19 protein-coding genes are annotated in these 20,617 nt (G+C 62.5%); 15 read left to right on the top strand and 4 right to left on the bottom strand.

Going from position 1 to position 20,617, the window contains the following annotated elements; genetic code table 11:
- The first annotated feature begins 4 nt into the window (after positions 1-4).
- The 13 genes from nuoH to BKY26_RS00510 all read left to right on the top strand — a co-directional run bounded on the left by nuoH (position 5) and on the right by BKY26_RS00510 (position 12,795).
- Entirely contained in the window at positions 5-1,042 is a 1,038-nt protein-coding gene (gene nuoH, locus BKY26_RS00570; protein ID WP_071688453.1) for an NADH-quinone oxidoreductase subunit NuoH, read from the top strand.
- A gap of 3 nt (positions 1,043-1,045) precedes the next feature.
- Positions 1,046-1,540, top strand: a complete 495-nt coding sequence (gene nuoI / locus BKY26_RS00565; RefSeq protein WP_071688452.1) for an NADH-quinone oxidoreductase subunit NuoI — start codon at positions 1,046-1,048, stop codon at positions 1,538-1,540.
- Positions 1,537-1,950 (top strand): carboxymuconolactone decarboxylase family protein, encoded by a 414-nt coding sequence (locus BKY26_RS00560; protein ID WP_071688451.1) that lies wholly within the window; start codon positions 1,537-1,539, stop codon positions 1,948-1,950. Before nuoI ends, BKY26_RS00560 begins: the two co-directional genes overlap by 4 nt.
- 10 nt (positions 1,951-1,960) lie before the next feature.
- Positions 1,961-2,569, top strand: a complete 609-nt coding sequence (locus tag BKY26_RS00555; RefSeq protein ID WP_071688477.1) for an NADH-quinone oxidoreductase subunit J — start codon at positions 1,961-1,963, stop codon at positions 2,567-2,569.
- Positions 2,570-2,746: 177 nt separating this feature from the next.
- Positions 2,747-3,055, top strand: coding sequence for an NADH-quinone oxidoreductase subunit NuoK (gene nuoK, locus BKY26_RS00550; RefSeq protein WP_071688450.1), 309 nt, complete (start codon positions 2,747-2,749; stop codon positions 3,053-3,055).
- A 6-nt stretch (positions 3,056-3,061) separates the two neighbouring features.
- The gene (gene nuoL, locus BKY26_RS00545; protein WP_071688449.1) at positions 3,062-5,251 is read left to right on the top strand and encodes an NADH-quinone oxidoreductase subunit L; all 2,190 of its coding nucleotides are present in this window, start codon (positions 3,062-3,064) and stop codon (positions 5,249-5,251) included.
- Between the two features lie 10 nt (positions 5,252-5,261).
- Positions 5,262-6,806, top strand: coding sequence for an NADH-quinone oxidoreductase subunit M (locus tag BKY26_RS00540; RefSeq protein WP_071688448.1), 1,545 nt, complete (start codon positions 5,262-5,264; stop codon positions 6,804-6,806).
- 9 nt (positions 6,807-6,815) lie between these two features.
- Positions 6,816-8,252: an NADH-quinone oxidoreductase subunit NuoN gene (nuoN, locus tag BKY26_RS00535; protein WP_071688447.1), complete on the top strand. Its 1,437-nt coding sequence runs from the start codon at positions 6,816-6,818 to the stop codon at positions 8,250-8,252.
- A 3-nt stretch (positions 8,253-8,255) separates the two neighbouring features.
- Positions 8,256-9,005, top strand: coding sequence for a biotin--[acetyl-CoA-carboxylase] ligase (locus BKY26_RS00530; RefSeq protein ID WP_071688446.1), 750 nt, complete (start codon positions 8,256-8,258; stop codon positions 9,003-9,005).
- A gap of 19 nt (positions 9,006-9,024) precedes the next feature.
- Entirely contained in the window at positions 9,025-9,804 is a 780-nt protein-coding gene (locus BKY26_RS00525; protein ID WP_071688445.1) for a type III pantothenate kinase, read from the top strand.
- A complete protein-coding gene (locus BKY26_RS00520) occupies positions 9,801-11,477 on the top strand; it encodes a ribonuclease J (protein ID WP_071688444.1) in 1,677 nt (558 codons plus the stop codon). The genes BKY26_RS00525 and BKY26_RS00520 overlap by 4 nt, the downstream gene beginning before the upstream one ends.
- Positions 11,477-11,863, top strand: coding sequence for a hypothetical protein (locus BKY26_RS00515; protein WP_071688443.1), 387 nt, complete (start codon positions 11,477-11,479; stop codon positions 11,861-11,863). Before BKY26_RS00520 ends, BKY26_RS00515 begins: the two co-directional genes overlap by 1 nt.
- A gap of 92 nt (positions 11,864-11,955) precedes the next feature.
- Positions 11,956-12,795, top strand: coding sequence for a HalD/BesD family halogenase (locus BKY26_RS00510; protein ID WP_071688442.1), 840 nt, complete (start codon positions 11,956-11,958; stop codon positions 12,793-12,795).
- 8 nt (positions 12,796-12,803) lie between these two features.
- On the opposite strand, the gene BKY26_RS00505 is transcribed toward BKY26_RS00510, so the two are convergent.
- The 4 genes from BKY26_RS00505 to BKY26_RS00490 all read right to left on the bottom strand — a co-directional run bounded on the left by BKY26_RS00505 (position 12,804) and on the right by BKY26_RS00490 (position 17,808).
- Positions 12,804-14,318 (bottom strand): DEAD/DEAH box helicase, encoded by a 1,515-nt coding sequence (locus BKY26_RS00505; RefSeq protein ID WP_083431260.1) that lies wholly within the window; start codon positions 14,316-14,318, stop codon positions 12,804-12,806.
- A 156-nt stretch (positions 14,319-14,474) separates the two neighbouring features.
- Positions 14,475-14,957, bottom strand: a complete 483-nt coding sequence (locus BKY26_RS00500) for a hypothetical protein (RefSeq protein ID WP_131541731.1) — start codon at positions 14,955-14,957, stop codon at positions 14,475-14,477.
- A 69-nt stretch (positions 14,958-15,026) separates the two neighbouring features.
- Complete coding sequence (locus BKY26_RS00495; RefSeq protein ID WP_071688440.1) at positions 15,027-16,634, bottom strand: peptide chain release factor 3; 1,608 nt, start codon at positions 16,632-16,634, stop codon at positions 15,027-15,029.
- 175 nt (positions 16,635-16,809) lie between these two features.
- A complete protein-coding gene (locus tag BKY26_RS00490) occupies positions 16,810-17,808 on the bottom strand; it encodes a Hint domain-containing protein (protein ID WP_071688439.1) in 999 nt (332 codons plus the stop codon).
- A 127-nt stretch (positions 17,809-17,935) separates the two neighbouring features.
- On the opposite strand from BKY26_RS00490, the gene BKY26_RS00485 reads away from it, so the two are divergent.
- On the top strand, positions 17,936-18,715 hold the full coding sequence (locus BKY26_RS00485) for an SDR family oxidoreductase (RefSeq protein ID WP_071688438.1): 780 nt from the start codon (positions 17,936-17,938) through the stop codon (positions 18,713-18,715).
- Between the two features lie 741 nt (positions 18,716-19,456).
- A complete protein-coding gene (locus BKY26_RS00480) occupies positions 19,457-20,533 on the top strand; it encodes an ABC transporter ATP-binding protein (protein ID WP_071688476.1) in 1,077 nt (358 codons plus the stop codon).
- Positions 20,534-20,617: the final 84 nt, after the last annotated feature.

Raw genomic sequence — 20,617 nt, 5'->3', positions numbered from 1 at the left:
ACAGATGGCTGAATTCTTTACAACCACTCCCGGCATCGCGCTGATTATTATCGCGCAGTGTCTTGCGGTGATCGCATTCGTGATGATCTCGCTTCTCTTCCTGGTCTATGGCGACCGGAAGATCTGGGCGGCGGTCCAGATGCGCAAGGGCCCCAACGTGGTGGGGGTCTTCGGCCTGCTGCAATCGGTGGCCGACGCGCTGAAATACGTCATCAAGGAAGTGGTGATCCCGGCGGGCGCTGACAAGCCCGTGTTCATCCTGGCACCGCTGACCAGCTTCGTTCTGGCGATGATTGCCTGGGCGGTGATCCCCTTCAACGATGGTTGGGTTCTGGCGGATCTGAACGTTGCCATTCTCTATGTCTTCGCTGTTTCCTCTTTGGAAGTGTACGGCGTGATCATGGGCGGATGGGCGTCGAACTCCAAATATCCTTTCCTCGGTTCGCTGCGCTCTGCCGCGCAGATGATTTCCTACGAAGTCTCGATCGGCCTGATCATCATCGGTGTGGTGATCACCACAGGCTCGCTGAACTTCTCTGACATCGTGCGCGCGCAGGACGGGTCTTACGGCTTCTTCAGCTGGTACTGGCTGCCGCATTTCCCGATGGTGTTCCTGTTCTTCATCTCGGCCCTGGCCGAAACCAACCGCCCGCCCTTCGACCTGCCGGAAGCGGAATCGGAGCTGGTCGCGGGCTATCAGGTGGAATACTCGGCGACGCCCTTCCTGCTGTTCATGGCCGGGGAATACATCGCCATCTTCCTGATGTGTGCGCTTGTCACGCTGCTGTTCTTCGGCGGTTGGCTCAGCCCCATTCCGGGCCTGCCCGACGGCGTGCTGTGGATGGTTGGCAAGATGGCCTTCTTCTTCTTCATCTTCGCCATGGTGAAGGCAATCACGCCGCGCTACCGCTATGACCAGCTGATGCGGATCGGTTGGAAAGTGTTCCTGCCGCTGTCTCTGGGTTGGGTCGTGATCGTGGCCTTCCTGGCAAAATTCGAACTCTTTGGCGGCGCCTATGCCCGCTGGATGATCGGGGGCTGATTGATGACGCAGATCGACTACACCCGCGCCGCGAAATACTTCCTGCTGGCGGATTTCGTCAAAGGCTTCCAACTGGGGCTGAAGTATTTCTTCGCGCCCAAGGCGACGGTGAACTATCCGCACGAGAAAGGCCCGCTCTCGGTCCGCTTCCGGGGGGAACACGCGCTGCGCCGCTACCCCAACGGGGAAGAACGCTGCATCGCCTGTAAGCTCTGCGAAGCGATCTGCCCGGCGCAGGCCATCACCATCGACGCCGAACCGCGCGAGGACGGCAGCCGCCGGACCACCCGCTACGACATCGACATGACCAAGTGCATCTATTGCGGCTTCTGCCAGGAAGCCTGCCCGGTGGATGCGATTGTCGAAGGCCCTAATTTCGAATTCGCCACCGAGACCCGCGAAGAGCTGTTCTACAACAAGGAAAAGCTGCTGGAAAACGGCGCCCGTTGGGAAGCCGAGATCGCCCGCAACCTTGAACTGGATGCCCCCTACCGATGACCAAAGCCCCGCAAAACCCCTTCGCGGCGCTGATGGCGCAGACGCAGGACATGGCCAAGGATTGGGTCAAGCAGGTCAATCCTGCCATGGCGCAATTCACGCCGCAGGGCTTTGAAAAGCTCTGGCCGACCATGCCTGCCGAGATGATGGAAGCGTTCATGGGCAAGCAGTTCAACCCCGATGGGCTGGATGCCAAGACCCGCCTGCTGCTGACGCTTCAGGGCCTGACCATCCAGGGCGCCGTGGCCGAACCGCAGATCCGCCTGACCGTGCGCCACGCGCTGGAGGCCGGGGCATCGAAACAGGAAATTGCCGAAACCATCGCGCAGGCCGCCATGTTCGGGGGTGTCCCCGCCATGACCAAGGCGATGGAGCTTGCCCGTCAGGCCATCGACGGAACCGAGGAGTAACCCCATGGGTATCGCCGATTTCACCTTTTACCTCTTCGCCATCACCACGGTGGTGGCCGGCCTCTTCGTGGTGGTCAGCCGCAACCCCGTCCATTCGGTGCTGTGGCTGATCCTGGCCTTCCTCAGCTCTGCCGGGCTCTTCGTCCTCATCGGGGCGGAGTTCGTGGCGATGCTGCTGGTGATCGTCTATGTGGGCGCGGTGGCGGTGCTGTTCCTCTTCGTCGTCATGATGCTAGATGTGGATTTCGCCGAGCTGAAGGCGGAGATGGCCAAATACATCCCCATGGCGGGGCTGATCGGCGTGATCATCCTGATCCAGCTGTCCATGGCGTTTGGTCCCTGGGCCACTGCCGAGGGCGTTGACCTGTTGGCGACCCCCAACGCCACGCCCGAAGGCGCCGCGCATAACACCGCCGCTTTGGGCGCCGTGATCTATGACCACTACTTCCTTCTGTTCCAGCTGGCGGGCCTGATCCTGCTGGTCGCCATGATCGGCGCGATCGTGCTGACCCTGCGCCACCGCACCGACGTCAAGCGCCAGAACGTGCTGGCGCAGATGTACCGCGATCCGGCCAAGGCGATGGAACTGAAGGACGTGAAGCCGGGGCAGGGGCTCTGATGGCTTGGTGGGGTTGGGTGGCCATTGCCGTTGCCCTGGCCGCCGCAGTTTACACAACGTCCCGCAAACGGGGCGAAACCGACCGGAGCTGAGACCGGTCAAAAAGAACTCTGGCCGCACCGGCAAAGGTGCGGGCGCGATTGAATAACCAAGGGGCGCAGGCCCCGGAGGGACGAGATGAGTATCGCACTGGAACATTACCTGACGGTGGCGGCAGCGCTGTTCGTCATCGGGATTTTCGGGATTTTCCTGAACCGCAAGAACGTGATCGTCATCCTGATGTCGATCGAACTTATGCTGCTTGCGGTCAACATCAACCTCGTCGCCTTCTCCGCCTATCTGGGCGATCTGACGGGGCAGATCTTTACGCTCTTCGTGCTGACCGTCGCCGCCGCCGAGGCCGCGATTGGTCTGGCTATCCTCGTCTGCTTCTTCCGCAACCGCGGCACCATCGCCGTGGAAGACGTCAACGTTATGAAGGGCTGAGCCGACATGGAAACCTTCCTTCTCTTCCTCCCGCTCGTCGGCGCAATCATCTGCGGCTTTTCCTGGCGTCTGATCGGGGAAACGGCGGCCTGTTGGGTGGCAACCGGCGCGCTGTTCCTGTCTTGTATCCTCAGCTGGTTCGTGTTCCTGGGCTTCGACGGCGAGACCTATACCCGCGATCTCTTCACCTGGATCGCGTCTGGCACGCTGGACACCAGCTGGTCGGTGCGCATCGACCGCCTGACCGCGATCATGCTGATCGTGATCACCACCGTCTCGGCGCTCGTGCATCTATACTCCTTCGGCTACATGGCCCATGACGAGCATTTCCGCGAGGGCGAGAGCTATCGCCCCCGGTTCTTCGCCTACCTGTCCTTCTTCACCTTTGCGATGCTGTCGCTGGTGACCGCCGACAACCTGCTGCAACTGTTCTTCGGTTGGGAAGGCGTGGGCGTGGCGTCCTACCTGCTGATCGGCTTCTATTTCCGCAAGCCGAGCGCGGGCGCTGCTGCCATGAAGGCGTTTATCGTCAACCGCGTGGGTGACTTTGCCTTCCTGCTTGGCATCTTCGCGATCTACAAGCTGACCGACAGCATCAACTTCTCGGTGATCCTTGCGGAAGGCCCGCATCTGGCGGAGCAGACCATCAGCTTCATGGGGCGTGAGCTGAACGCCGCGAACACCATCGGCATGCTGCTCTTCATCGGCGCTATGGGGAAATCGGCGCAGCTGTTCCTGCACACCTGGCTGCCGGACGCGATGGAAGGTCCGACGCCGGTGTCGGCGCTGATCCACGCCGCGACCATGGTGACGGCGGGTGTCTTCCTGGTCTGCCGCATGTCGCCGATCATGGAATACGCGCCCTATGCGACCAACTTCATCGTGATCATCGGGGCCGCGACCGCCTTCTTCGCAGCGACCGTGGGCCTCGTGCAGAACGACATCAAGCGCGTCATCGCCTATTCGACCTGTTCCCAGCTTGGCTACATGTTCGTGGCGGCGGGCGTCGGCGTCTACTCGGTTGCGATGTTCCACCTCTTCACCCACGCCTTCTTCAAGGCAATGCTGTTCCTTGGCGCGGGCTCGGTCATCCACGCGATGCATCACGAGCAGGACATGCGCAACTATGGCGGGCTGAGGAAGAAGATCCCCTTCACCTTTGCCGCCATGATGATCGGCACGCTGGCCATCACCGGCGTCGGCATCCCGCTGACGGGCTGGATCGGCTTTGCGGGCTTCGCCTCCAAGGATGCGGTGATCGAGAGCGCCTTTGCCTTCGGCGGTGGTCTGGGGACCTACGCCTTCTGGATGCTGGTCGTCGCGGCCTGCTTCACCAGCTTCTATTCCTGGCGCCTGATCTATCTGACCTTCTATGGCAAGCCGCGCGGCGACAAGCATGCGCATGAGCATGCCCATGAAAGCCCCAAGGTGATGCTGATCCCGCTAGCGGCTCTGGCCTTGGGCGCGGTCTTCTCGGGCGCGATCTGGTACAACCAGTTCTTCGGCCATACCGATTCCGTGGGCCGCTTCTTCGGCGTTCCTTACGCGGTTGAAGGTCATGCGGATGAGGCCGGTCATGGCGAGGAAGCTATGGCGACGGATGGTCATGGCGAAGCGGCAACCGACGGGCATGGCGAAAATGACGCCCATGCAGCCGAGGCCGCAGATAGCCACGCAACCGAGGACAGCCACGCAGCCGCGGATGACGGCCATGGCGAAGCGCATTACGTCTTTACCGGACACGCGGGCGAGGGCGCCATTCACATGGCACCGGATAACCACGTGCTGAATGACGCGCATAGCGTGCCGAAATGGGTCAAGCTGGCGCCCTTCGTCGCCATGATCATCGGCTTTGTCACCGCGACCCTGTTCTACATCGTCCGCCCGACCCTGCCTGCGCGCACCGCCGAGCTGTTCCAGCCTGCCTATCAGTTCCTGCTGAACAAGTGGTATTTCGACGAGATCTACAACTGGATCTTCGTCATCCCCGCCGCCTGGATCGGCCGGACCCTGTGGAAGCGCGGCGATGGCAATATCATCGACGGCGGCATCAACGGGCTGGCCATGGGGATCATCCCCTTCTTCACGCGGCTCGCGGGCCGGGCGCAGTCCGGGTACCTCTTCCACTATGCCTTCGCGATGGTTCTGGGCATCGCGGTGCTGATCACCATCGCAACCTTGAGCTTCGGGGGCTGAGAGCAGAGACATGCAAGACAATCTTCTCTCCATCGTTACCTTTCTTCCCCTGGTGGCTGCGCTTTTCGCGCTGATCCCGGATGGCAAGTCCGAAGGCGGCAAGAAGAACGCGAAATACCTGGCGCTGGCCGCAACGCTTGCGACCTTCGTGATCTCGCTGTTCATCCTGCTGGAATTTGACGCCTCCAACCCCGGCTTCCAGCTGGTGGAAGAAGGCGAATGGATGCTTGGCCTGACCTACAAGGTCGGAGTCGATGGCATCTCGGTTCTGTTCGTGATGCTGACCACCTTCCTGATGCCGCTTGTCATCTGGTCGTGCTGGGAGGTGGAGCATCGCGTCAAGGAATACATGATCGCGCTCTTGGTTCTGGAAAGCCTGATGATCGGCGTTTTCGTGGCGCTTGATCTGGTCCTTTTCTACCTGTTCTTCGAGGCGGGCCTTATCCCGATGTTCCTGATCATCGGCATCTGGGGCGGTCAGAACCGGATCTATGCCGCGTTCAAGTTCTTCCTTTACACCTTCCTCGGCTCGGTGCTGATGCTGGTCGCGATGATCGCGATGTATGTGGATGCGGGCACGACGGATATCCCGACGCTGCTGACCCACCAGTTCAGCTCTGACACGATCTCGATCATGGGCTGGCATATCGTCGGCGGCTTGCAGACGATCCTGTGGATCGCCTTCTTCGCCAGCTTCGCCGTGAAAATGCCGATGTGGCCGGTTCACACCTGGTTGCCCGATGCACACGTTCAGGCGCCCACGGCGGGCTCGGTCGTTCTGGCCGCGATCCTGCTGAAGATGGGCGGCTATGGCTTCTTGCGGTTCAGCCTGCCGATGTTCCCTGTCGCCTCTGACCTGATGGCAGAGTTCGTCATGTGGCTGTCAGTGATCGCCATCATCTACACCTCGCTCGTTGCGATGGTGCAGGAGGACATGAAGAAGCTCATCGCCTATTCGTCGGTCGCCCATATGGGCTACGTCACCATGGGCATCTTCGCGGCCAACCAGCAGGGTGTTGATGGCGCGATCTTTCAGATGATCAGCCACGGTTTCGTGTCCGGCGCGCTCTTCCTTTGCGTTGGCGTCATCTATGACCGGATGCACACGCGCGAGATCGACGCCTATGGCGGCCTCGTGAACCGGATGCCCGCCTATGCACTGGTCTTCATGCTGTTCACCATGGCCAATGTCGGGCTGCCCGGCACGTCGGGCTTCGTGGGTGAATTCCTGACGCTGATGGGTGTCTTTCAGGTCAACACCTGGATCGCGGTCTTCGCCGCGACCGGTGTGATCCTGTCGGCAGCCTATGCGCTGTGGCTTTACCGCCGGGTGGTCTTTGGCGACCTGATCAAGGAAAGCCTCAAGTCCATCACCGACATGACCCCGCGTGAACGCATGATCTTTGCGCCGCTCATCGTGATGACCCTGCTTCTGGGCGTCTACCCGAGCCTCGCCCTCGACGTGATCGGCCCCTCGGTCGAGAACCTTGTCCACCATTACGACCTGGCCGTCGGGCAGACCCTGTCCGACACCGCCATCGCCGCCAGCCACTGAGGTCCCGAGATGTTTGCGTCCGATATCGCCATTCTCCTGCCCGAGATCATCCTGTCCGTCTTCGCGATGCTGGGGCTGATCGCTGCGGTCTACACCTCCAAGGACGGCATGGCCCCGGTTCTGGTCTGGCTGACTGCCGCGCTGCTGGCGCTGATGGGCATCTATATCGGCCTGACGGGTGAGGGCAGCCAGGTCGCGTTTGACGGCATGTTCATCAATGACGGCTTTGCGCGCTTCGCCAAGGTGGTGATCCTGCTGTCGGCTGCCGCGATCCTGCTCATTGGCAAGGATTTCATGCAGCGCGACGACCTGCTGCGGTTCGAATATCCGATGCTGATCGTGCTGGCGACGGTCGGCATGATGGTCATGGTGTCCTCGGGCAACCTGATGACGCTTTACATGGGGCTGGAGCTGCAATCCCTGTCGCTCTACGTCGTTGCCGCCATGCGCCGCGACAGCGTGCGCTCGACGGAAGCGGGCCTGAAATACTTCGTCCTCGGCGCTCTTTCCTCGGGCATCCTGCTTTATGGCGCGTCGCTGACCTATGGTTTTGCCGGCACCGCCGATTTCGCCGGTATCGTCGCGGCGGTCGAGGGTGGCGCATCGCTTGGCCTGATCTTCGGTCTGGCCTTCATGGTGGCGGGTCTGGCCTTCAAGGTCTCTGCCGCGCCCTTCCACATGTGGACGCCGGATGTCTACGAAGGCTCGCCCACCCCGGTCACCGCCTTCTTTGCCACCGCGCCCAAGATGGCCGCCATGGGCCTGCTTGCCCGCCTGGCCCATGATGCCTTTGGCAGCGTTGTCAGCGACTGGCAACAGATCATCGCCCTGCTGGCGGTTCTGTCCATGTTCCTCGGCGCCATTGCCGCGATTGGCCAGACCGATATCAAGCGCCTGATGGCTTATTCCTCGATCTCTCATATGGGCTTTGCCCTGATGGGTCTGGCCGCCGGGACCGAGCAGGGTGTCAGCGCCATGCTGATCTACATGGCGATCTACGTTACGATGAACGTGGGCACCTTCGCCTTCATCCTGTCGATGCAGAAGGATGGCCGCCACGTCACCAATATCTCGTCCCTCAACGCCTTCTCGACGAAAGAGCCGATCAAGGCCGCTGCAATCCTCATCCTGATGTTCAGCCTTGCCGGTGTGCCGCCGATGGTGGGCTTCTTCGGCAAATACGCGGTGCTTCTGGCCGCCGTGGACGCGGGCCTGAACCTGGTAGCGATCCTGGGTGTGGTCGCGTCGGTCATCGGTGCCTTCTACTACCTGCGTATCGTCTACTTCATGTATTTCGGCGAGGAGCGTGAAGGCATCGACGGCAAGATGAGCCCGCTGGCCTATGCCGGTCTGATGGCCGCTGCCGCGATCATGCTGCTTGGGGTGTTCAACCTCTTCGGTGTGGACAGCCTGGCCGAAGCCGCCGCCGCGACGCTGGTCCGCTAAGCCATGACTGGCTGGCCCGAGGGCGTCGGCCGCAGGGTTCTGCAAACGGTCGATAGCACCATGGCCGAGGGCGCGCGGATTGCGCCCTCACTGGCCGGGCCTGAATGGGTGCTGGCGCTGGAGCAGACCGCAGGTCATGGCCGCAGGGGCCGGGCCTGGTCCTCTCCCAAGGGGAATTTCTTCGCCTCGCTGGTGTTGCAACCGAAGGAAGCCCCCGATCAGGTGGCGCTGCGCAGCTTCGTGGCAGCTCTGGCCCTGCGCGATGCCTTTGTCGCGGCGACGGGGCGGGCGGAGGCGTTCAAGCTCAAATGGCCCAATGACGTGCTGCTGAATGGCGGCAAGGTTGCGGGCATTCTGCTGGAAAGCGTTGGATCGGGGCAGGGGGTCACGCATCTGATCATCGGGATCGGCGTGAACCTTGTGGCTGCCCCCGGAGCCGATCAGGTGGAAGAGGGCGCGGTTCCGCCCGTCAGCCTGCTGTCGGAAACCGGTATTCGTGTCAGCCCCGAAGAGTTCCTCGACCTGCTGGCCGTCGCCTATGCCCGGTATGAGCAGCAATTCACCACCTACGGCTTTGCCCCCATCCGTACCGCCTGGTTGCAGGAGGCTGCGCGCTTGGGCGAGACCATCACCGCCCGCACCACCGCCGAGACGATGACCGGGCGCTTTGAGACCATCGACGACACCGGTAACCTGATCCTGACGACGCCCAAGGGGCAGCGGGCGATTCCGGCTGCCGACATCTTTTTCTGACCAAAAGGGGGCAACGCCCATGCTTCTGGCCATCGACACCGGCAACACCAACACCGTTTTTTCCATCTGGGACGGGCGGCAGATGCTGGCCACCTTCCGCACCACGACGGAACATCAGCGCACGGCGGACCAGTATTTCGTCTGGTTGTCCACGCTGATGGCCCACAAGAAGCTCGATGTGACAATCACCGATTGCATTATTTCCTCCACCGTGCCGCGCGTGGTGTTCAACCTGCGCGTTCTCTGTGATCGCTATTTCGACTGCCGCCCGCTGGTGGTCGGCAAACCAGATTGCCTGCTGCCAAACCCGCCGCGCGTAGATGCGGGCACGCAGGTGGGGCCCGACAGGCTGGTCAATGCCGCTGCCGCCTTCGACCGACATGGTGGTGATTTGATCGTCGTCGATTTCGGCACCGCCACCACTTTTGACGTGGTGGCCAGCGACGGGGCATATGTGGGGGGCGTCATTGCACCGGGTGTGAACCTGAGCCTGGAGGCCCTGCACCACGCCGCCGCCGCGCTGCCCCATGTGGACGTGACCAAGCCGCAAAACGTCATTGGCACCAATACCGTGGCCTGTATGCAATCCGGCATCTTCTGGGGCTATGTCGGCCTTGTGCGCGGGATCTGTGACCGGATCTGCGCGGAGTATGAAAAACCCATGCGGATCATCGGCACCGGCGGGCTTGCGCCATTGTTCTCGCAGGGGGATGTGCTATTTGACCTGATCGAAGACGACCTGACGATCCACGGGCTGACCGTGATCCACAAATACAACAAGGATAACGGGCAGATATGACCTCCTCCCCTCGACTGATCTACCTTCCCCTCGGCGGCGCGGGGGAGATCGGGATGAATTGCTACCTCTATGGCTACGGGCCGCAGGGGGATGAGCGGTTCATCCTCGTCGATGTGGGGGTGAGTTTCCCCGATATGGATGGCACCCCCGGTGTCGATCTGATCCTGCCCGATATCGCCTGGATCGCGGAACGCGCGGACAGGCTGGATGGCATCTTCATCACCCACGCGCATGAAGACCATGTCGGCGCGCTTGGCCATCTCTACCGCCATTTTCGCAAGGTGCCGGTCTTTGCGCGGCCCTTCACCGCCGCCATCGCCACCCGCAAGATGGAAGAGGCCGGGCAGGATCCGGCCATGGTGCAGGTTGCGCCGGTCTGGCCCGAGACCGTGCAGGCAGGTCCCTTTACCGTGGGTTTTGCGCCGACCTCCCATTCCATCCCCGAGGCGTCCGCGCTTGTCATCGACAGCCCCGAGGGCCGTGTCGTGCATTCGGGCGACTTCAAGATCGACCCCGATCCGCGCGTGGGAGAACCCTTTGACCCCGCGATGTGGGAAGAGATCGGCAAGACCGGCGTCCGGGCGCTGATCTGCGATTCCACCAATGTGTTTTCCCGTCACGCGGGCCGCAGTGAAAGCGACCTGCCAGAGCCGATCACCAAGCTGGTGGCAGAGGCGCGCGGCATGGTCGTGGCGACTACCTTCGCCTCCAACATCGCGCGGGTGAAGACGCTGGCCGAGGCAGGTCGTGCGGCTGGCCGGTCTGTCTGCCTGATGGGCCGGGCGATGAAGCGGATGGTGACCGTCGCTGTGGAAACCGGCGTGCTGACCGACTTCCCCTCGACCATCAGCCCCGAGGAGGCCACGCAGGTGCCGCGTGAAAACCTGATGCTGATCGTGACCGGCAGCCAGGGCGAACGGCGGGCGGCGTCGGCGGCGCTTTCGCGCGGCAAGTATCTGGGGCATGAGCTGAAAGAGGGCGATACGTTCCTCTTCTCCTCCAAGACCATTCCGGGCAACGAGGTGTCCGTGGGACGCATCCAGAATGCGTTGTCGGAAATCGGTGTCGATATTGTCGATGAACAATCCGGGTTCTACCACGTCTCGGGCCACGCCAATCGCCCCGATCTTGAACGGATGCACGGGCTGCTGAAGCCGCAGATCCTGGTCCCCAATCACGGCGAACACCGCCATCTGCGGGAACACTGCAAGGTGGGGGCGGCAGGCGGCATGACCCCGGTTCTGGCGCCCAATGGCTCCATGGTGGACCTGTCGGGCAACAAACCCGGCATCGTCGAACATGTGGACGTGACGCGGGCCTATCTCGATGGCTCCCGCGTGATCGGGGCGCTTGATGGGGTGGTGCGCGACCGGATGAAACTGGCGCTCAATGGCCTCGTGATCGTGGCGCTGATCATCGACGAGGAAGACGAGCCGTTGGAGGATTGCTGGGTCGAATTGCGGGGCCTGCCCGAGATGGTGGGCAATCAGAGCCTGTCGGAGATGATCGAGGACCAACTGGCCGAGATGTTCCCGCGCCTGACCCACAAGATGGTCATGCATGACGACAAGCTGCAGGACGAGGTGAAACGCGTCGTCCGGCAGGTCTGCGTGTCGGAAATCGGCCGCAAGCCAGAGGTCACGACCATCATCTCGCGCCTGATGGCGGGCTGATGGCCCTTCGGGTGGAACGCCTTCCCGGATTGTCCGGGTGGCCCCCCGCCATGCTGCATGAAAACGGAAACAGCTGGCTGAGCCTGCCGGTGGCCAGCGGCCATGCGGAGTTTTCCATTCGCCTTCCCCTGACCGAATACGACGTTGCGGCCCTGCGTGCCGACCCGGCGCGCGCCTGGATCATCTTTGGCGCGCTACACGCACGGCTGCAATCGCTTGGCCCCCGCGTGGGACAGAGCCTCGCGCCAGAGATCGCGGGGGCCATCCTGCCCCGCATTCTTGGGGCCGAGGATCTTGGCCGTCTTTGCACGGAGCTGCGCGCGGAAGTGCCGGATTTCGACAATGCCATCGCACAGGCTTCCGACCACGGCTTCCACGCGCCCTGACGGCGGGAACGCGACCTACCGCCGGTCGGAAAAGGGTTAGACTGCGGGCTGTCCCCGACGTTTCCTGACCGAAACGGCTATGGGAGGACGCCATGTGGACTGCAGATGATCTGATCGACCGGGAACGCTATCCGATCCACGAGCATGGCCCCGCCCGCGACGCGGTGCTGGCCAAGGTGCGCGCCGATCTGGCGCAGGACGGCTGCGCGGTCATCAAGGGGTTCCTGACGCCTGCGGGCGTGGCGGCCCTGGCGGAAGAGGCCGACAGCGTCGCCGACAAGGGCCACCGCAGCTACAACCGCACCAATGCCTATTTCACCGCCGATGACCCAAGCCTGCCCGAGGATGACCCGCGCCGGCAGTTCTTTGACCGTTCCAACGCCTTCATCCCGGCGGATAACTTTGCCAAGTCCGGTCCGCTGCGCACCATCCACGACAGCTCGGGGTTTGACGATTTCATCCGCGACTGCCTTCAGGAAACCAGGTTCTACCGCTATGCCGACCCGCTGGCAGATGTGATCGTGAACGCGGCGGGCGAGGGCAATGGCTTCCCCTGGCATTTCGACACCAACAATTTCACCGTGACGCTGGCCATTCAGAATGCGGAAGGGGGCGGGGCCTTTGAATACGCCCCGATGATCCGCGAAACGGACGAGAATTTCGACGAGGTGTCCCGCGTTCTGAACGGCACGTCAGACCGGGTGACGGTGCTGACCCTCGAACCCGGTGACCTGCAATTGTTCAAGGGGCGCTATTCCCTGCACCGGGTCGCGCCGCTAAGGGGCAGCCGCCCGCGCTATGTGGCGATCTTTTCCTATGTGGATCAGCCCGACATGGTGGGCGCGCCGGAACGCACCCGCCAGCTTTATGGGCGCACGCTGCCCATCCATCACGAACGGGCCGGGCAGCGGGGGGATGCGCTGATCGACTGAGAGGCGCCTCAGGCGGCGGACTCGCTTTCGTCGCCGTTGCCATCCTCGGCAGGTGTTTCCGTGGCTTCAGCGGGCTTTGCAGCCTCTCCACGACGCTCTGCAAAGCTGAGCGCGATGAAGTCGGGCATGTGATCGCCCATGCCGACGACCTGATTGCCACCGCGACGCCCGCCACCGCCGGACCGCTGCCGGGGTTCGGATTTGCGGCGCGGCTCGCTGCGTTCGGACGATGCCGGGGCCTCTGCCTGTGCTTCCTCGACCGGCTGCTCCTTGGGGGCATCATCCGCCTTGCGGCTGCGGGACCGGCCACGCCCGCGCTTGGGCTTGTCCTCGGTCGTGTCCTCCTCAGAGGACGTGCGACGCGTGTCCTTGGGCTGCCAGGGGGCCTCGGCCCGCGGGACCGGCTGACCGATCAGCGTTTCAATTGCCGCCAGCAGCTTGTCATCGGCGGGAATGGCCATCATGACCGTGGTACCCTTGCGGCCCGCGCGCCCGGTGCGGCCGATCCGGTGAACATAGTCCTCGGCATGGCCGGGCACGTCATAGTTGAACACATGGCTCACATTCGGAATGTCGAGGCCACGGGCCGCCACGTCGGAGGCCACGAGGAACTTGATCGAGCCGTCGCGGAACCCGTCCAGCGTGCGCATCCGGTGCGACTGGTCCAGGTCGCCATGAATGGGCTCGGCGTTATAGCCGTGCTTTTTCAGGGATTTGGCGACGATATCCACATCCACCTTGCGGTTACAGAAGATGATCGCGTTGGTGCAGCCCTCGCCCTCGGCATTGATGATCGCCCGCAGCATCTCGCGTTTCTGCTTGGCGGTCTGATCGCGGCGGGTGGGTTTGAACTCCACCAGCTTCTGGGTGATCGTGTCCGATGTGGTGGACTGACGCGCCACCTCGATCCGTTCCGGGTTCGACAGGAACGTATTGGTGATCCGCTCGATCTCCGGCGCCATGGTGGCCGAGAAGAAGAGCGTCTGCCGGGTAAAGGGCGTCAGGCCGAAGATGCGCTCGATATCGGGGATGAAGCCCATATCGAGCATCCGGTCGGCCTCATCGACCACCATCACTTTCACATCCGACAGGATCAGCTTGCCGCGCTCGAAATGGTCCAGCAGGCGGCCCGGCGTGGCGATCAGCACGTCAACGCCCTTGTCGATCAGCGCATCCTGTTCCTTGAAGCTGACACCGCCGATCAGCAGCGCTTTGGTCAGCTTCACATACTTGGCATAGGTGTCGAAGTTTTCGGCCACCTGCGCGGCCAGTTCGCGCGTCGGGCACAGCACCAGGCTGCGCGGCATCCGGGCGCGGGCGCGGCCACGGGCCAGTGCGGTGATCATCGGCAGGGTAAAACTGGCGGTCTTGCCGGTGCCTGTTTGCGCGATCCCCAACACGTCGCGCCCTTCGAGGGCGGGGGGGATGGCGCCGGCCTGAATCGGGGTGGGCTCGGTATAGCCTGCCTCTTCAACGGCCTTGAGAACCTTGGGATTAAGGTTGAGATCAGAGAATTTCGTCATATGCGTCCAGTCTGGCGGGGTCATTTGCCCGCGTCATGTGAATGGAGCGCATCTGCCACATCGCGCTCCGCGGTTCGGACATCGCGCGTGTCGCGATGCTGCGAATGCACATAAAACAAAACGCCGAAATGGTCAAATCCAAGCCGATTTGCGGGGTTATGGCGTGTCCGGTTGTGGCGAACGGGTCGTCATATCGCGGAACAACGCGGCCGGGGCGTGAATCCCGATGCGGCCATAGGGGCCGAGCAGATGGGCGCTGAACCCTTCGCGCGTTGCGCGCTCGATCATACCGGGGCCAAGCGCGATGAAGCCGAGCGCGTCGTTTCGGCAATGCCCATGCGTGCAGCCGAGCCGGTGATCGAGCCGCCGAAAGGGCAGTTCGCGGCCCGAGTGATACGCCCCGGAGATGCGCAACCGGTGCACCCCGTCGCGCCTGTGGCTGATCACCAATGCCCGGACCGGCGCAGCGTTGTCATCGGTCAGCACCACCACATGGCCATAGAGTACATGGTGCGGATGGTCCGAAATCACGACCTGTCGGGAGTATGTACCGGTAATCCCCGTGACTGGTGAGGCGAACTCGCCGCCCGCAGTTACGCAGGCGGCGAGGCCCACGCAAATCACTAGATACCGGTACATCCGGCCAAGATGCGCATCAAAAGGTAAACAGAAGATTAACAGGGGTTTAGCGGTTACTCTTCACCCCGGTCAGACCATCATTTCCTTCGTCGCCGTCAGCTTCACATCCGGGTAATCCCGGCCCACGCGGTCGATATCCCATTGCAGGCGGGTCAGGAAAACCGGGTCGCCGTCATTGTCTGTGGCCATATGCTGCTTGTTGGCGGCGGCGAATTTCTCCACCGCCAGACGCTCGCCCTGCACCCACCGGGCCGAGGTGAACTGAGAGGGTTCGAACCGCACCGGCAGCCCGTATTCCAGCTCGATCCGGCTGGCCAGCACCTCGAATTGCAGCGCGCCGACGACGCCGACGATGAAGCCCGACCCGAAAGTCGGTTTGAAGATCTTGGCCGCGCCTTCCTCGGCAAACTGCATCAGCGCCTTGTCCAGATGCTTGGCCTTGAGGGGATCGCCCGCGCGACAGGTCTGCAACAGTTCCGGTGCGAAGGAGGGGATGCCGGTGAAGCGCAGCGCTTCACCCTCGGTCAGCGCGTCCCCGATTCGCAGTTGTCCATGGTTGGGGATGCCGATGATGTCGCCCGCCCATGCCTCTTCCGCCAGTTCCCGGTCGCTTGCCAGGAACAGCACTGGGCTGGAAATGGCCATCGGTTTCTTGGACCGCACATGGGTCATCTTCATGCCGCGTTGGAAATGGCCAGAGGCCAGCCGCACGAAAGCCACCCGGTCGCGGTGCTTGGGGTCCATATTGGCCTGCACCTTGAAGACGAAGCCGGTGACCTTATTTTCCTCCGGCGCGACCTCGCGCGGGGTGGCAGTCTGGACCTGGGGTTCGGGGCCGTAGCCCGCGATGCCGTCCATCAGCTCTTTTACGCCGAAGCTGTTGATGGCAGACCCGAACCAGATCGGCGTCAGGTGTCCTTCGAGGAAGCTCTGCTTGTCGAGCGGCGGCAGCAGCTCGCGCGCCATCTCCACCTCTTCGCGCAGCTTCTCCAGCAGGTCGGCGGGGATGTGTTCTTCCAGCAGCGGATCGTCCAGCCCCTCGATCTTGATCGACTCCGCCACCTTGTTGCGGTCGGCGCGGTCCATCAGTTCCAGCCGGTCACGCAGCAGGTCATAGCAGCCGAGGAAATCGCGGCCCATGCCAATCGGCCAGCTGGCGGGGGTCACGTCAATGGCCAGGTTTTCCTGAATCTCGTCGATGATATCAAAGACGTCGCGGCTTTCGCGGTCCATCTTGTTGCAGAAGGTCAGGATCGGCAGGTCGCGCAACCGGCACACCTCGAACAGCTTCTGCGTCTGGCTTTCCACGCCCTTTGCCCCGTCGATCACCATGATCGCGGCGTCAACGGCGGTGAGCGTCCGGTAGGTGTCCTCGGAAAAGTCCGAGTGACCGGGCGTGTCCACCAGGTTGAAGCGGTATTTGCCGTAGTCGAAGGACATGGCCGAGGCCGAAACCGAAATGCCCCGGTCCTTTTCCATCTGCATGAAGTCCGAGCGCGTCCGCCGCGCCTCGCCCTTTGCGCGCACCTGTCCGGCCATCTGGATGGCGCCCCCGTAGAGGAGGAATTTTTCCGTCAGCGTGGTCTTGCCCGCATCGGGATGCGAGATGATCGCAAAGGTCCGGCGGCGGGCGATTTCGGGCGGCAGGTCGGGGCGGTTCGTGGGCGTGTCCAGCATGGCCGCGCGTATAGGCGCAGCCATGCGGATTGGCAAGGAAATCCGGGGCTCGGGCAGAATGCCCTCGGGCGTTGTCCGTCGTGATCACCGGTCCTTGACAGGCGGTCGAGTTTCCAGGGCCCTGCCCACCCACAGGCTGCGCCGCACGACGAAGACACAGGACGACCGGACCCGCCTAATCCGACTGTCCGCGACTGGCCCGGGTCAGGCGTTCGGCGGGGTCCCCGGCCTCTGTGAGCGCCTTGTCATCGACCTCGATATCGGCCGCCAGCAGGCGGTCGGCATCGGTCTGTTCGGTCTCCACATCGTCGGGCAGGGCGGCGCGGGTCTGGGGTGTGACCAGCAGGCTTTCGACCGCGACACCCTCGGCATATATGATCTCATGCGCGCCAAAGAGGATCTGGTAGCTTTCGATGAAGCCCCCTTCCTCGCGCCGCACCGTGTCGCCATTGACCAGATGCGCGGCCTTGACCAGCACCTCTGCCCGGCCCGTCCCAAGCTCGTCGCTGCGCTGCCAGATGAACAGCCGATGATGCGGGAAAAGCCGCAGGTCATTGGCGGTGTTGAGCGTGCCTTCCCGGATTCGGATCGGGGCCAGGGCGCCGGTGGCCCGCTGCACCTGTTGGCCGATCCAGCGTACTTCCTGCGGGCCGTGATCTCGGGTCAGCAAACGGTCGCCCGCCTGCAACTCCTCCACCGGCACCTGCCGCCCATTGGCCATCGTCAACCGCGTCCCCGCGATGAAACTGACGCTGGCGATATCGGCCAGCCGCTGCGCGGCCAATGCGGGTTCTGATGCGACAAGCTCGTATTCCCCGCGCGGGGTCATCGGGGCCAGTGGCAGGAAATGGCGGGCGGTGTCTTCGTCGCCGGTCACGGTCAGGATCAGCAGTTCCACGAAGGTGCCTTCGGGGGCCATCATGCTGTGGCAGACCTCCAGCAGAACCTTGTCGCCGGGTTGCCCGACGCCGGAGCCGTCCGCCACTTCGGTGCCCTCCGGCCCATCCCAGATTGCCAGAGCCCGCGGTTGCGCGTCACGGGACAGGCGATAGCTGTCGCCGGGCACGACGTCCTGCAGGCCACCAATCGGATCGCCCTCATTGGCCCCCCAATGCACGATCAGGTCGCTGGCGGTATAGGTGGGAAAGCTGAACTGGGCGGTACGACGGGACATCACGAATTCCTTTGCGCCTTGGCTAGTCCCGAGCAGGGCGAACCGTCAAGCGGTCAGAAGGTGGCAGGGCCGATATCAGCATGGTAAGGCACTGGTTAACGAAACATGAATGACGGGGAAAAGGATCATGGATCTGGGAATTTCTGGCAAGCGCGCATTGGTCTGCGCCTCGTCCAAGGGGCTTGGACGTGGCTGTGCCGAGATGCTGGCGGCCAATGGCGTCAACCTGGTGATGAACGCGCGTGGGGCTGGGGCGCTGGAAAAGGCGGCAGAGGATATTCGCGCTGCCCATGGGGTAGAGGTGATCGCTATCGCCGCTGACATCACCACCGAAGAGGGCCGGGCCAAGGTGCTGGCAGCTGCCGGTGACGTCGATATTCTCGTCAACAACGCAGGCGGTCCGCCGCCGGGCAGCTGGCAGGACTGGGAGCGTGAGGATTTCATCAGGGCGCTCGACGCAAACATGCTGACCCCGATTGCCCTGATGAAAGCGCTGATGCCGGGGATGATGGCGCGTGGATGGGGCAGGGTGGTGAACATCACCTCGCAATCCGTGAAGGCTCCGATTGCGGTTCTGGGCCTGTCGAACTCGGCTCGCGCCGGGCTGACCGGCTATGTTGCGGGGACGTCTCGGCAGGTGGCCGGCAAAGGCGTGATCATCAACAACCTTCTGCCGGGCATTCATGCGACCGACCGGGCCGTATCGCTCGATACGGCGGCCGCTGCACAGGATGGCATCACGCTGGAAGAGGCCATGGACCGCCGCGCCGCGACGATCCCGGCCGGGCGCTATGGCACGGCAGAGGAGTTCGGGGCGACCTGTGCGTTCCTGTGCTCTCAATACGCGGGCTATATGGTCGGTCAGAACATCCTTCTGGACGGCGGTTCGACGAATGCGACGCTGTAGAGGCGTCGAATTCGTCGATTCCGGACAGGGTCTCGTGTGAGACTCCGCCTATAACATCCTGATTCCGAACAAGTTTCTCTCGTCTCAGCGAGACGGGAGGGCTTGTCTTTCCCAAACAGATCAATCTGGTGACACACTGAAGGCGCGCGGGGTTGTCTTCGGTGGATCACCTGTATGTGTGAAATTGACTCAAATTAGCACACCACAACGAGTCTTTGCCGAGGATACGGGCAGGTAGGCTTGTTCTGGCGGTCAAACTGTCAGAAAATGGATTCCAGATTCACGGACTCAAGTTGTGCAATCAAAGCCTGACTCAGCAAAAAGATTCCAGAATCACGATATTCTGCCGTGGAAGAGGTGATTTTGTGCCTTCTCGCCAGCTCTTGACCTGAGATCCGAATAAATTTTTGATCATAAATGGGATTCTTTGGGCGGAATCCCAAGGATAGGACCCTTTCAGCGGCTCTCGCCCGCCTGCAAGCGCCAGCAGGGCCGTCCCGTGCAGAAAGAGAGGGCCGAGTGCTGTTTCGATCCATTGATTTTCTGTGGATAACCCTGTGCATAGTCTGGATTCAGTACCGGATTCCATAATGATATGCGGGGAAGCTGAAACAATACCTTAATCCCGATCGAGCACGCATTCCCGGACAAGGCGTCAACATGCCCGCCTGACGGGAGCTTGAAACATGCGTGCGGGGCTGATAGCTGCGAAATCCGAGACAATTGATCGGAATTGCGCCCGTGCAACAGCCCCCCAGACTGGCCGTTCAGAACCTGTCCTGTGATTTCGCGGGGCGGACGGTCTTGCGGGATGTCTCGCTGCGGGTGGCGCCGGGCGAAGTCATGTGCCTGCTCGGGCCATCAGGGTGCGGCAAGACAACAACGCTCCGGGTCATTGCCGGGATCGAGCGGCAAAGCTCTGGCAGCGTTTCCGTCGATGGACGTGTTCTCGCGGATGGCGCATTGCACCTGCCGCCAGAGGCACGGGGGGTCGGGCTGATCTTTCAGGACTTCGCGCTGTTCCCGCATCTCAGCGTGGCGCAGAATATCGCGTTCGGTCTGACCGGCACGAAAACCGACAAGGCCAAACGTGTCGAGGAACTGCTCGCCCGCGTCGATCTCAAAGGCTACGGCGACAAGGCCCCGCACATGTTGTCGGGCGGCGAACAGCAGCGCGTGGCCCTCGCCCGTGCCCTCGCCCCGCGTCCCGGCGTGATGCTGATGGATGAGCCCTTCTCGGGGCTCGACAACCGCCTGCGCGACGGCATCCGCGATGAAACGCTGGAGCTGCTGAAGGAAGAGGGCACCGCCGTCGTTCTGGTCACCCACGAACCGGAAGAGGCGATGCGGATGGCCGACCAGATCGCGCTGATGCGTGGCGGGCGGATCGTTCAGCAGGGCGCGCCCTATAACATCTACAACGCCCCCTGCGACCGCGATGCCGCGGCGTTTTTCTCCGATATCAACGTGATCACCGGCACCGTTCAGGGTGCCTTGACCGACACCGCTTTCGGCCAGTTCCTTGCCCCCGGTCACCCTGATGGCACCGAGGTCGAAATCATCTTCCGCCCGCAACACGTCAAGATCGACTTCGATCGGGGCGGACGCGGTCCGAACCCAACCCCCCTGGACGGAGCGCCTGCGCGCGGCGTGGTCGAACGGGCCCGCTTCATGGGGCATGAAAGCCTTGTGGAATTCCGCATGGATTTCAACAACCAGATCCTCAAGGCAACGGTCCCCGCGGTCTTCCTGCCCAAGCCCGGAATGGCGCTTTGGCTGACGATCCGGCGTGACCGTTGTTTTGTTTTTGCCAAGTGATCCGGGCGATTGCCGCATCTTTCGGCTGTTTTCTGCCTGCATGTGACAGATTGGGGCTTTGATCCGGCCCGCAGAATCCATAGG

It is taken from the genome of Nioella sediminis (genome assembly GCF_001879695.1).
GTDB classification, from domain to species: Bacteria; Pseudomonadota; Alphaproteobacteria; order Rhodobacterales; family Rhodobacteraceae; genus Nioella; species Nioella sediminis.
Note: the sequence above shows the minus strand (reverse complement) of the source record. Positions and strands in the feature narration are given on the sequence as shown.

Bases quoted from the DNA above. Each gene is read 5' to 3' on its own strand.
- nuoH (WP_071688453.1), top strand. From the start codon at position 5: ATGGCTGAATTCTTTACAACCACTCCCGGCATCGCGCTGATTATTATC.
- nuoI (WP_071688452.1), top strand. From the start codon at position 1,046: ATGACGCAGATCGACTACACCCGCGCCGCGAAATACTTCCTGCTGGCG.
- BKY26_RS00560 (WP_071688451.1), top strand. From the start codon at position 1,537: ATGACCAAAGCCCCGCAAAACCCCTTCGCGGCGCTGATGGCGCAGACG.
- nuoK (WP_071688450.1), top strand. From the start codon at position 2,747: ATGAGTATCGCACTGGAACATTACCTGACGGTGGCGGCAGCGCTGTTC.
- nuoL (WP_071688449.1), top strand. From the start codon at position 3,062: ATGGAAACCTTCCTTCTCTTCCTCCCGCTCGTCGGCGCAATCATCTGC.
- BKY26_RS00540 (WP_071688448.1), top strand. From the start codon at position 5,262: ATGCAAGACAATCTTCTCTCCATCGTTACCTTTCTTCCCCTGGTGGCT.
- nuoN (WP_071688447.1), top strand. From the start codon at position 6,816: ATGTTTGCGTCCGATATCGCCATTCTCCTGCCCGAGATCATCCTGTCC.
- BKY26_RS00530 (WP_071688446.1), top strand. From the start codon at position 8,256: ATGACTGGCTGGCCCGAGGGCGTCGGCCGCAGGGTTCTGCAAACGGTC.
- BKY26_RS00525 (WP_071688445.1), top strand. From the start codon at position 9,025: ATGCTTCTGGCCATCGACACCGGCAACACCAACACCGTTTTTTCCATC.
- BKY26_RS00520 (WP_071688444.1), top strand. From the start codon at position 9,801: ATGACCTCCTCCCCTCGACTGATCTACCTTCCCCTCGGCGGCGCGGGG.
- BKY26_RS00515 (WP_071688443.1), top strand. From the start codon at position 11,477: ATGGCCCTTCGGGTGGAACGCCTTCCCGGATTGTCCGGGTGGCCCCCC.
- BKY26_RS00510 (WP_071688442.1), top strand. From the start codon at position 11,956: ATGTGGACTGCAGATGATCTGATCGACCGGGAACGCTATCCGATCCAC.
- BKY26_RS00505 (WP_083431260.1), bottom strand. From the start codon at position 14,318: ATGACGAAATTCTCTGATCTCAACCTTAATCCCAAGGTTCTCAAGGCC.
- BKY26_RS00500 (WP_131541731.1), bottom strand. From the start codon at position 14,957: ATGTACCGGTATCTAGTGATTTGCGTGGGCCTCGCCGCCTGCGTAACT.
- BKY26_RS00495 (WP_071688440.1), bottom strand. From the start codon at position 16,634: ATGCTGGACACGCCCACGAACCGCCCCGACCTGCCGCCCGAAATCGCC.
- BKY26_RS00490 (WP_071688439.1), bottom strand. From the start codon at position 17,808: ATGTCCCGTCGTACCGCCCAGTTCAGCTTTCCCACCTATACCGCCAGC.
- BKY26_RS00485 (WP_071688438.1), top strand. From the start codon at position 17,936: ATGGATCTGGGAATTTCTGGCAAGCGCGCATTGGTCTGCGCCTCGTCC.